Source organism: Methylobacterium tarhaniae, from assembly GCF_001043955.1.
In the GTDB taxonomy this organism is placed as follows: Bacteria; Pseudomonadota; Alphaproteobacteria; order Rhizobiales; family Beijerinckiaceae; genus Methylobacterium; species Methylobacterium tarhaniae.
Map to the genome: position 1 here is coordinate 56,556 of NZ_LABZ01000005.1, position 11,351 is coordinate 67,906.

Consider the following 11,351-nt stretch of genomic DNA (forward strand, 5'->3'; position numbering starts at 1 on the left):
CCCGCCTGAGCGCCGCGGCAGGATGGAGAGACGCCCGAATGACCGAGACCGACGCCCTGCGGCACCCCGAGATCCGCGAGGAGGTCGCCAAGCTCTGCGCCCGCTTCCCCGACGAGTACTGGCGCCGCCTCGACGCCGAGCGCGCCTACCCGACCGACTTCGTCAACGCGCTCACCGAATCCGGCTATCTCTCGGTGCTGATCCCTGAGGAATATGGCGGCTCCGGCCTGCCGCTCTCGGCCGCCGCCGCCATCCTCGAGGAGGTGCAGCGCTCGGGCTGCAACGGCGCGGCCTGCCACGCCCAGATGTACACGATGGGCACGGTCCTGCGGCACGGCACCCAGGCGCAGAAGGAGCGCTACCTGCCGGAGATCGCCGCCGGCCGGCTGCGCCTCCAGGCCTTCGGCGTCACCGAGCCGACGAGCGGTACCGACACCACGGCCCTGCGCACCACGGCCCGCCGCGAAGGCGACAAGTTCATCGTCAACGGCCAGAAGATCTGGACCAGCCGGGCCGAGCATTCCGACCTGATGTTGCTGCTTGCCCGCACCACGCCGCGCGACCAGGTGGCGAAGAAGACCGACGGGCTCTCGACCTTCATCGTCGACATGCGGACGGTGCTCGGCCGCGGCCTGACCATCCGACCGATCCGCACGATGATGAACCACAATTCCTGCGAGGTCTTCTTCGACAACATGGAGGTTCCGGCCGAGAACCTGGTCGGCGAGGAGGGCAAGGGCTTCCGCTACATCCTGTCGGGCATGAATGCCGAGCGGCTGCTGATCGCCGCCGAATGCATCGGCGACGCCAAGTGGTTCATCGCCAAGGCCTCCGCTTACGCCCGCGAGCGCCAGGTGTTCGGCCGGCCGATCGGCCAGAACCAGGGCATCCAGTTCCCGATCGCCAAGGCCTACGCCAACATGCGTGCCGCCGAGTTGATGGTGCAGGAGGGCTTGCGCCTCTACGAGGCCGGGGCCAATCCGGGGGCGGAGGCCAACATGGCCAAGATGCTCGCCGCCGACGCCTCGTTCGAGGCGGCCAATGCCTGCATCCAGACCTTCGGCGGCTTCGGCTTCGCGGAAGAGTACGACGTCGAGCGCAAGTTCCGCGAGACCCGGCTCTACCAGGTGGCGCCGATCTCCACCAACCTGATCCTGTCCTACATCGCCGAGCACGTGCTGGGCATGCCGCGCTCGTATTGATCGGCCGGAGCCGCGCGGCTGTCCGATGAGATGGCGCGAGGGTCTCTCCTTCTCCCGCGGATGCAGCTGTCCGGGGACAGGGAAAACCCTCGCCTTTCGCCTTCGCCGAACGGGCCTGCTGGTGCCGCGCCGCGGCTTCGGCCATAGGGGCTGCCATGACCACCGATCTCGCCCCGCTGCTGTTCCTGCCCGGGCTCCTCAACGACGCGGTCCTGTGGCGCACCGCCATCGATGCGCTCGCCGACCGGACGGCCGCGTCGGTGGCGGATCTCACCCTCGACGACAGCGTCGCCGCGATGGCGCGTCGCGCGCTCGTCGCAGCGCCACCACGCTTCGGGCTCGTCGCCCTGTCGATGGGCGGCTACGTCGCCTTCGAGATCCTGCGCCAGGCGCCCGAGCGGGTGACGCGCCTCGCCCTGTTCGACACCGCCGCCTCGCCGGAGACCGACGAACGCGCCGCGACCCGGCGCCAGGGCATGGATCAGCTCAAGGTCGGCCGCTTCGCCGGCGTCACGACGCGTCTCCTGCCCAAGCTCGTCCACGCCTCGCACGTGCACGGGCCGGTGGGCGAGGCCGTGAAGGTGATGGCCGAGCGGGTCGGCGGCGCGGCCTTCCTGCGCCAGCAGCGGGCGATCCTCGACCGGCCCGACAGCCGGCCGACCCTGGCGACGATCCGGGTGCCGACCCTGGTGGCGGTCGGCGAGGACGACGCCCTGACGCCACCGGCGCAGGCCCGCGAGATCCACCAGGGCATTGCCGGCTCGCGCCTGCACGTGCTCACCGCATGCGGCCACCTGCCGCCGCTGGAGCGGCCGGACGAGACGAGCGCGCTGTTGCGGGAGTGGCTGGCGGCGTGACGCGTCAGGTCAGCATCGGCTCGAGGTCGGGATCGCCCTTCGCCATGGCGCGGCGATAGGCCGGGCGGTCGCCGACGCGCCGCAGGTAGGCGCGGATGTTCGGGTAGGGGGCGAGGTCGATCGGCTGGAACAGCCGCATCGTGGTGAGCGAGAACACGCTCATGATGTCGGCCGCCGTGAAGTCCTCGCCCGCCAGCCAGGGCGCCTCGCCGAGCCGTGCCTCGATGAGCGCCATCACCCGGTCGAGCCGCCCCTGCACCGCGACCTGCACCGGGTGATCGGGTCCCAGGCCGACGCGACTCACCATCATCAGGCGTCCGACGACCGGTTGCAGGTTCCCGTTGGCGAAGTGGAACCAGTACAGGAAGGCGGCATAGGCGGGATGCTCCGGCCCGAGCCGCAGCCGTCCGCCGCCATGCCGGGCGATGACGTATTCGACGATCGCGGCGGATTCCGCCAGCACCACCCCGCCATCCTCGATGATCGGCGCGGCGCCGAGCGGGTGCAGCGCCCGCAATGCCGGCGGCGCCAGGATCGTCACCGGGTCGCGCCGATAGCAAACGAGGTCGTAGGGCACCCCGAGCTCCTCGCACAGCCACAGGATGCGCTCGGATTGCGAATGGCCGAGGTGGTGGATCGTCAGCAAGGGCACTCTCCCGTCATGGCGGCTGGCTGCCGGCAGGCACCGGGACCGCCCGGCCCGGCGCATGATCGCTCACCGGTTCCCCGCCGCGGGCCCGCCCGCCGTGCGGCCGGAGCCGGGCGGGCCCGCGGTCGGGCTGCCGCCGATCCAGACGCCCGGATTGGTGCCCGGCACGGACGTACTGCTCGGATTGCCCGGAAGGTTCTGCGTCGGGCGCGAGGCGGGCGGCTTCGTCCCGGTACCGGGCCCCGGCGCGCCGACGGCGTCGCTCGGCGGCGGCACGCGGGCGGTCTGAGCCTCGGCGGCCCCGGGAAGGCCGAGGGCGAGGGCGAGGGCGAGGGCGCGTCTGATCATTGGACTGTCCGTGCGGAAGGGATCGCGCATCAACCGCGGGACGGCGTCCGGGTTCGCGGCCGACGATGCACGACCCGGCCGCGCCCCGTGCAGGCGCCGTGCGGCGACGATTCCCGTCGGCCTGGGCCGGCGTCTCGCGCCGATCATGACCTTACGTCGGTTAGCCGTTGAACCACCAATTTTAGGAATTTTTTCATGCACCACTAAATCTACCGATCGGTTTTAACATTTTACTAAGATAAATTGTTCATGTTTCTTATGACGAAAGAGACGGCCCATGAAAATAAAACTCTCCCATGTCTTAGGTGGATTGATCACGCTGCTCTCGCTAAGCCTGCTTGCGCAGGGGATGCTCGGTGCGTCACGGCTGCGCGCGATGAACGCGAATACCGTCGAGATCTCGGAAAACTGGCTGCCGAGCGTTCGCCACCTCGGCGAGCTCAAGCACGACGTGACGCGCCTGCGCCTCGTTGACGCCCGCTACGTCATGGCGACCGAACCGGTGCACGAGATCGATGCCATCGCCAGCCGCCGCGCCAAGGAAGTCGACGCGAGCACCTCCCGCTACGAAGCGTTGATCTCGAGCCCCGAGGAAAGGGCCCTCTGGACCGTGTTCCGGCAGCACTGGGCCGGTTACATTACGATGCACACGAAGATCATGGCGGCCGCCCGGTCGAAGGACCAGCGCGCCTTGAACGACCTGTTCCAGGAGTCGCGCCGTCCGTTCGAGGCCGCCCTGGACACCCTCGATCGCGATACCACCCTCAATGCCGCGGGAAGCGAGCAGGCCCGCCTCGCGGCCGAGGCGACCTATGCCCACGCCCTGTGGTTGACCGGGCTCCTGTGCTGCATCGCCCTCGCCGCCGGGCTGGCGGGCATCGCCTACGTCGTCGTCGGCGTCGCGCGGCCGATCGACCGCCTGATCCGGCGCATTCGGGACCTTGCCTCCGGCGACCTCGCCGCGCCCGTGCCCTGCACCGCCCGCGCCGACGAGATCGGCGCCATCGCGGCTGCCGTCGAGGCGTCGCGCGAGACCCTGATCTGGACCCGTCAGCTGGAGCAGGACACCGCCCTCGCGCGGGCCTCGGCCGAGGAGCAGCGCCAGGCCGGCATGCGCCAGGTGGCCGACACCTTCGAGAACGCGGTCGGCGGCATCGTCACCCTGGTCTCGGCGGCGGCCACGGAGCTGCAGGCCACGGCCGGACAGTTGACGGCGAGCGCGGCCGATACGGCCGCGCGATCGGGCACGGTGGCGGGCGCCGCCGAGGAGGCGTCCACGAACGTCACCACCGTGGCGGCGGCGACCGAGGAGCTCGGCGCCTCCGTCGAGGAGATCGGGCGGCGGGTCCAGGGCTCGGCCGGGCTGGCCCGCCAGGCCGTGGCCGAGGCCGACCAGACCGCGCGCCTCGTCCAGATGATGAAGACGACCTCGGAGCGGGTCGGCGAGATGGTCGGCCTGATCGCCGGCGTCGCGCGGCAGACCAACCTCCTGGCCCTGAACGCCACGATCGAGGCGGCCCGGGCTGGCGAGGCGGGACGCGGCTTCGCCGTGGTGGCGGCCGAGGTGAAGGGGCTGGCGGACCAGACGGCGCGCGCCACCGACGCGATCGCCGGGCAGATCGGCGAGATCCAGGGGGTGACCGACCGGGCCGCCGCGGCGATCGGGACGTTCGCCGAGCGCATCCGCGAGATCGACGCGATGGCGGCGGACATCGCCTCCGCCGTCGAGCAGCAGGGCGGCGCCACCCAGGAGATCGTGCGCAACGTCGCCCAGGCGGCGACCGGCACGAGCCAGGTGACCGTCACCATCGCGGGCGTCGCCCAGGCTTCGGAGGAGACCGGCGCGGCGGCGTCACAGGTTCTCGCTTCGGCCTCGGAGCTGTCGCGCCATTCCGAGCACCTGTCGTCGGAGGTGCAACGCTTCCTCGCCACGGTGCGGGCCGCCTGACCGTCGGGGGCGACCGGCTCAGATCGCCCCCTGCGCCACGTCCCGCATCAGGCCCGGCACCTCGCCGGGCAGTTCCCGCGCCAGGAAGCCGATCGGCCCGCAACTCCGGCCGAGCCGCCGCCCCGCCTCGCCGTGCAGGAACACGCCCCAGGCGGCGGCCTCGGCCGGCTTGGTCCCGCGGGCGAGCAGCCCGACGATGATCCCGGCGAGCACGTCGCCCGAGCCCGAGGTGGCGAGGCCGGCACCGCCGCCGGAATAGTGCCAGGTCTCGCCCGCCGGATCGACGATCCAGGTCTCGGCTCCCTTCATCACCACGACGGCGCCCAGTCGCTCGGCGGCCTGGCGCGCCGCCGCAAGAGGATCGGCCTCGACGGCGTCGCGCTCGCAGCCGAGGCAGCGCGCCATCTCGCCGGCATGCGGGGTCAGCACCACCCGGCCCCCGCGGGCCCGCACCGCCTCGGCCTGGTCGCACAACCCGTCGATGCTCGCCGCGTCGAGGACGAACGGGCCCTTCGCCGGACCGGTCAGGAGTGCGGCGGTGAGCGCCTTGGTCGGATCGCCCGAGGCCATGCCGGCGCCGACCAGGATCGCGGCGGCCCGCTCGGTACGCGGCAGCAGCACCTCGGCGGCGACCCGGTGATCGACATGGCCGCCCTCGCCTTCCGGCAGCCGCACCACCAGTGCCTCGGGCACCGCGAGGGCGGCATGCGGGGCGGTGCCGGCGGCGATCGACATCTGCAGCTTGCCGGCGCCCGCCCGGAGCGCCGCGGTGCCGGCCAGGATCGCGGCGCCCGGCACCTCGACCGAGCCGGCGATGACGAGGGCGCTGCCGCGCGCCTCCTTGCTGCCGCCGGCCGGATCCGGCAGGGGCAGGCCGCGCAGGGTCCCGGCAGTGATCTCGGTGGTCATCGGGCGGCTCCCGTGGCGTCGGGCTCGGCCGTCACCGGGGCGCCGGCCCGGGTCAGCGGCGCCACGAAATTGTAGCGCTGCAGCACCAGCTTGCCGCTGCTGCCTCGTTGCGGATCGAAGGCGTATTCCGTCACCGCGCAATTGGCGACGTCGCCCTCCCGGTCGATCCTCAGGATCTCGTCCTCGGTCATGCCCTCGATGAGGTAGCGCAGGCACAGGACCACGACCTGGTGCCCGACCACCAGCACGCGCCGTCCGCCGTAATGCAGCGAGACGGTGTCGAGGGCGCTGCGCAGCCGCAGGATCACGTCGCACCAGCTCTCGCCGCCCGGCGGCCGGTGGTAGAACTTGCCGAGCAGGCGGCGGAACTCGGCCTGGTCGGGATGGAGCTGGGTGATGCCCTCGCGAGTGAGCCGGTCGAGGATTCCGAACTCCTTCTCGCGCAGGCGCTCGTCGGCGACGTAGTCGAGGAGGGGATCGGCGACGCCGCCGGCCTCGCGGATCAGGCGGGCGGTGGACTCGGCCCGGCGATAGGGCGAGGTCAGCACCACGTCGGGCCGCTCGGATGCGGGCTTCTCGGCGAACCACCGCCCGACCGCCGCGGCCTGGCGCTCGCCGAGCGGGCTCAACGGCACGTCGACGTCGCGCTCGGCGATGTCGATATGGGTGTGCCCGGCCGCGTGGGCGGCGTCGCGGGCGACGTTGCCGGCGCTCTCGCCGTGCCGCACGATCCAGATCCGGTCCGGCCAGCGCTGCTGCATGAGTTCCCCCCTGAGACGAGGGGAGCTAGCGGAGGTGGAGCGCGCCGCAAGCGTCCGAGACCTGCGGCCGTTTCGGTCCGGGCGCGTCGGGCCTCGTCTCATGACGGCGCGGCAACGTCGAGATTCCCTAAGCAGACTTGCGTTGGCAGGCCAGCGCTTCGTCCGCTTAGGTTTGTGTCGTGTCGCAGATTGTCGTCGCGAAACCGGCAGCCGCGTCTGCGACATCTGCTTGGCGGAGATATCGAGCTGGCGGAGATATCGAGCCGGCGACTCAGGATGCGAGGTCCGAAGCCCCCTCCCCGGCCGCCAGGCCGGTCTCGTCGCACAGGCAGACCTCGCTGTGCGCCGAGTCGAGGGTGTAGCCCGCCCCGACCTCGGATGGATTGCCGGACCACATCACGGCCCAGTCACGGAACAGGCTCGCGGTGTCGATCGGCGCGGCCGTCTCCTGCGGCGTGACCGCCGGCGCGGTCGTCCCGGCTTGCGCCTCCGCGACGGGAGTGACTGTATCGCCGGCCTCCTCCTGGTCCGAAGGGCCGAGGACCAGGGTCTGGTCGGCCGCCGGATCGACACAGGGCAGGGTCTCGCCGTCGGCGGGATCCTCCATCGGCCGCGGCTTGACCGTCATGCCCGTCTCCGATGCGGAGGCCTCGACGTCGCGCATGGTCGGTCGGAACATGCTCGACGGCTCGGACTCGGCGACGGTGGCGACCTCCTCGGAGCCCGCCGCCGTGACCGCGACGACGTCATCGCTGCCCCCGCCGGGGTCCGTCCCGCCACTCGCGCCCTCGATCGGGGCCGGCTCCGACCCGCTCTCCGGCATACTGCTTAGGGTCATATCACTGGACACTATATCCTCCAAAATCATGATTATTCGAATATTTTTATAGATTGTTACATCGATTTAACTGTAAATCATTAACAAATTTAAGCCGATCATTCGGGCAAAATTTATCGTGAATTGCGGCTCGGCGCCCGGTCGCGGCGGCGTCCGGGTCGCTGCACTGAGAATCGCCGAAGCGACAGTGTCGCCTATCGAACGTTCGGCTATCGGCACGGGACGCCCGCTTCCTCCCGGCCGAGCTTTGGCCAATCTCTTGCTAGCCCGGCAAATCGGTGGCGGGCCCGGTTCCGGTCCCGGCGGAAATCTGTGAGAACTATGGGCAGCCGGCGGGACAGTCGGGGCCGGGGCAGGACACGACGCATGCAGGACGACCGGCGCCCGATCGCCAACGACGCGCGGCTGGCGCCGGTCCGCCACGTGCTCGCGGTCAACGGCCGGAGCGTGGCGGTGGAGGCCGCTCCCGGCACCCGCCTCCTCTACGTGCTGCGCAACGACCTGGCGCTGAACGGCCCGAAATACGGCTGCGGCCTCGGCCAGTGCGGCAGCTGCACGGTGCTGGTCGACGGCCGGGCGCTGCGGTCCTGCACCATTCCCCTGCGCGCCGCGGTCGGCCGCCGGATCACCACCCTGGAGGGCCTGGGCGAGGACGGCCGGCTGCATCCGGTGCAGGAGGCCTTCATCGCCGAGAACGCCGCGCAATGCGGCTACTGCCTGAACGGCATGATCATGACCACGGTGGCGCTGCTGTCCGCCAACCCGGATCCGAGCGAGACCGAGATCCGCCTGGGTCTCCAGGCGAATCTGTGCCGCTGCGGCACCCATATCGAGATCCTGCGCGCCGTGCGCGCGGCGGCCGCCCGGATGCGGGCCGGCGCCCGGGGAGACGAGGCATGACCCGGGATCCCGCGACGGAACGCCGGCATTGGCAGGAGGCGGGCGACGTCCTGCTCGTCTACCGCGAGACGATGGGCCGCCCGCCCCGCCTCGGCGATGCGCCGGGCGCCGCCCTGGCGGCGGGGCCGCAGCGCGCGCTCTACCTCGCGGTCGACCGGGAGGGCCGGGTCACCGCCTTCAACGGCCACGTCGATCTCGGCACCGGCATCCGCACGGCGCTCGCCCAGATCGTCGCCGAGGAACTCGACGTGCCGCTGGCGGGCGTCGCGATGGAGCTCGGCAGCACGGCGACCACCCCCGACCAGGGCGGCACCATCGCGAGCGAGACGATCCAGATCGCGGCCGTGCCCCTGCGCCAGGCCGCCGCCACCGCCCGTCGCCACCTCGTCGAGGCGGCCTCGCGCCGGCTCAACCGCGGCACCGCGGAGCTGATCGTCGAGGCGGGCATCGTCCGGGTCGCGGCGGAGCCGGATCTGGGCGTCCCCTACGGCGAGCTGGTGCGGGGCGCGCGCACCGAGCTGACCCTCGATGCCGACGCTGCGGTGAAGCCGGTCGCGGATTACCGGGTCGTCGGCCGGCCGGTGCCGCGGGTCGACATTCCCGCCAAGGCGACCGGCGCCTGGACCTACATCCACGACGTGCGGGTGCCCGGCATGGTGCATGGCCGGGTGGTCCGGCCGCCGAGCCCGGGCGTCGATTCCGCCCTCGGCGGGATGCTGGCGGCGGTCGACGAGGCCTCGGTCGCCGGGATCCCGGGCCTCGTCGCGGTGGTGACGGTCGGCGACTTCGTCGGCGTGGTCGCCGAGCGCGAGGAGAACGCCGCCGAGGCGGCGCGCCGCCTTCGCGTGACCTGGCGACCCTGGGCGGGGCTGCCGGACCTCAACCGGCCCGAGGCGGCCCTGCGCGACAATCCCGCGACGGCGCGCCGGCTCCTCGACCGCGGCGACGTCGAGCGGGCGCTGACCCACGCGGAGGCGCGGCTCGATCGCACCTATGTCTGGCCCTACCAGATGCACGGCTCGATCGGGCCGTCCTGCGCCGTGGCGGAGTTCCGCCGAGGTGAGCGGGGCGACGACCTGGTGGTGTGGTCGGGCACCCAGAACCCGCACGGGCTGCAGAGCGACCTCGCCCTCCTCCTCGACATGCCCGAGGAGCGGATCGCGATCGAGCGCCACGAGGCGGCGGGCTGCTACGGCCGCAACTGCGCCGACGACGTCGCGGCCGATGCCGCCCTGCTCGCCCGTGCGGTCGGACGGCCGGTGCGGGTGCAGCTCACCCGCGAGCAGGAGCATGCCTGGGAGCCGAAGGGAGCAGCACAGGTCATGGACGTGCGCGGCGGCCTCGACGCCGAGGGCGGCCCGGCGGCCTATGATTTCGAGACCCGCTACCCCTCGAACGGCGCCCCGACCCTGGCGCTGATCCTCACCGGCAAGGTCGCGCCCCGGCCGGCCGTGTATCCGATGGGCGACCGCACGGCGGTGCCGCCCTACGCCTTCGGCAACGCCCGGGTGACGGTGCACGACATGCCGCCGATCGCCCGCGCTTCCTGGATGCGCGGCGTCTCGGCCCTGCCCAACACCTTCGCGCACGAATCCTACATCGACGAGCTCGCCACCGCCGCGGGCGTCGATCCGATCGCGTACCGCCTGCGCTACCTGCCCGATCCCCGCGCCGCGGACCTCGTCCGGGCGGTGGCCGAGCGGGCCGCCTGGGTGCCGCATACCGGGCCCGGCACTCACGGAGGCTCCGGGGACATCCTGTACGGGCGCGGCTTCGCCTACGCGGTCTACGTCCACGGGCCGTTCCCCGGAAAGGCCGCCGCCTGGGCCGCCTGGGTGGCGGATGTGGCGGTCAACCGGGTCACCGGCGAGGTCGCCGTCACCCGGGTGGTGGTGGGCCAGGATTCCGGCCTGATGATCAACCCGGACGGGGTGCGCCACCAGATCCACGGCAACGTCATCCAGGCGACGAGCCGGGTCTTGAGGGAATCGGTCGGCTTCGACGCCACCGGGGTGACGAGCCGGGAATGGGGCAGCTACCCGATCCTCGCCTTCCCGCAGGTGCCCGACATCGACGTGCTGATGGTGCCGCAGCCCGACCAGCCGCCTCTGGGCGCCGGCGAGTCGGCCTCGGTGCCGAGCGCGGCGGCGATCACCAACGCGCTGTTCGACGCCACCGGCATCCGCTTCCGCGAGCTGCCCCTCACCGCCGAATCCGTCCGCGCCGCCCTCAACCCGCCGCGGATCGCCGGACCCGACGGGCCGCCGCGCCGGCGCCGCGGCCTGCTCGCCGGCCTGTTCGGGGCCGGCGCCGGGGCGCTCGCCCTCGCCGCGACCCTCCTGCCCTGGCGCCCGGCCTATCCGTCGATCGAGCGGCCGGACCCGGCGGCCTATTCCGCCGCCACGATCGCGCAGGGGCGCCTCGTCGCGGCGGCCGGCGCCTGCCTCGTCTGCCATGCCGGGCCGGACGGCCGGTCCTTCGCGGGCGGGCGTGGGCTCGAGACGCCGTTCGGCATCGTCTACGCCTCGAACATCACGCCGGACGCGGCGACCGGCCTGGGGGCCTGGTCCTACCCCGCCTTCGCCCGGGCGATGCGCGAAGGCATCTCGCGGGACGGGCACCACCTCTACCCGGCCCACCCCTATACGAGCTTCGCCGCCGTATCGGAGCGCGACCTGCAGGCGCTCTACGCCTACCTGATGGCTCAGGGCCCGGTGGCGAATGCGGTCCCCGAGACGGCCCTGCGCTTTCCCTTCCGCGTCCGGCCGCTGATGGCGGCCTGGAACGCCCTGTTCCACCGCCCGGCCGCCTTCGCCGATCCGGCCCGCGGCCCGGACTGGAACCGCGGCGCCTATCTCGTGGAAGGCCTTGGCCATTGCGGCGCCTGCCACACCCCGCGCAACGCGCTGGGCGCCGAGCGGCGGGGCGGCGCCCCCCCC

10 protein-coding genes are annotated in these 11,351 nt (G+C 72.2%); 5 read left to right on the forward strand and 5 right to left on the reverse strand.

The annotated features are described in order from the left end of the window. Window positions 1–38: 38 nt before the first annotated feature. Entirely contained in the window at window positions 39–1,202 is a 1,164-nt protein-coding gene (locus tag VQ03_RS00610; protein ID WP_048448906.1) for an acyl-CoA dehydrogenase family protein, read from the forward strand. Window positions 1,203–1,357: 155 nt separating this feature from the next. After that, entirely contained in the window at window positions 1,358–2,059 is a 702-nt protein-coding gene (locus VQ03_RS00615; RefSeq protein WP_048448907.1) for an alpha/beta fold hydrolase, read from the forward strand. Between the two features lie 4 nt (window positions 2,060–2,063). Here VQ03_RS00615 and VQ03_RS00620 read toward each other — a convergent pair whose 3' ends face one another. Continuing rightward, complete coding sequence (locus VQ03_RS00620) at window positions 2,064–2,705, reverse strand: glutathione S-transferase family protein (RefSeq protein WP_048448908.1); 642 nt, start codon at window positions 2,703–2,705, stop codon at window positions 2,064–2,066. Between the two features lie 69 nt (window positions 2,706–2,774). Beyond that, a complete protein-coding gene (locus VQ03_RS00625) occupies window positions 2,775–3,056 on the reverse strand; it encodes a hypothetical protein (RefSeq protein ID WP_048448909.1) in 282 nt (93 codons plus the stop codon). 277 nt (window positions 3,057–3,333) lie between these two features. Here VQ03_RS00625 and VQ03_RS00630 point away from each other — a divergent pair, with 277 nt between their 5' ends. Continuing rightward, window positions 3,334–5,004, forward strand: a complete 1,671-nt coding sequence (locus tag VQ03_RS00630; RefSeq protein WP_048448910.1) for a methyl-accepting chemotaxis protein — start codon at window positions 3,334–3,336, stop codon at window positions 5,002–5,004. A gap of 18 nt (window positions 5,005–5,022) precedes the next feature. Here the strand turns inward: VQ03_RS00630 and VQ03_RS00635 are convergent, their stop codons facing one another. The 3 genes from VQ03_RS00635 to VQ03_RS00645 form a co-directional block, all read right to left on the reverse strand. Beyond that, on the reverse strand, window positions 5,023–5,913 hold the full coding sequence (locus tag VQ03_RS00635; protein ID WP_048448911.1) for an NAD(P)H-hydrate dehydratase: 891 nt from the start codon (window positions 5,911–5,913) through the stop codon (window positions 5,023–5,025). Further along, on the reverse strand, window positions 5,910–6,674 hold the full coding sequence (locus tag VQ03_RS00640; RefSeq protein WP_048448912.1) for a histidine phosphatase family protein: 765 nt from the start codon (window positions 6,672–6,674) through the stop codon (window positions 5,910–5,912). The genes VQ03_RS00635 and VQ03_RS00640 overlap by 4 nt, the downstream gene beginning before the upstream one ends. Window positions 6,675–6,945: 271 nt before the next feature. Then, complete coding sequence (locus VQ03_RS00645) at window positions 6,946–7,512, reverse strand: hypothetical protein (RefSeq protein WP_157063887.1); 567 nt, start codon at window positions 7,510–7,512, stop codon at window positions 6,946–6,948. Window positions 7,513–7,878: 366 nt separating this feature from the next. Between VQ03_RS00645 and VQ03_RS00650 the strand changes: the two genes are divergently transcribed. Next, window positions 7,879–8,412, forward strand: coding sequence for a (2Fe-2S)-binding protein (locus VQ03_RS00650; protein ID WP_048448914.1), 534 nt, complete (start codon window positions 7,879–7,881; stop codon window positions 8,410–8,412). After that, the coding region (locus VQ03_RS00655; RefSeq protein ID WP_048448915.1) for a xanthine dehydrogenase family protein molybdopterin-binding subunit at window positions 8,409–11,351 on the forward strand (2,943 nt) is incomplete at its 3' end. The genes VQ03_RS00650 and VQ03_RS00655, both read left to right, overlap by 4 nt.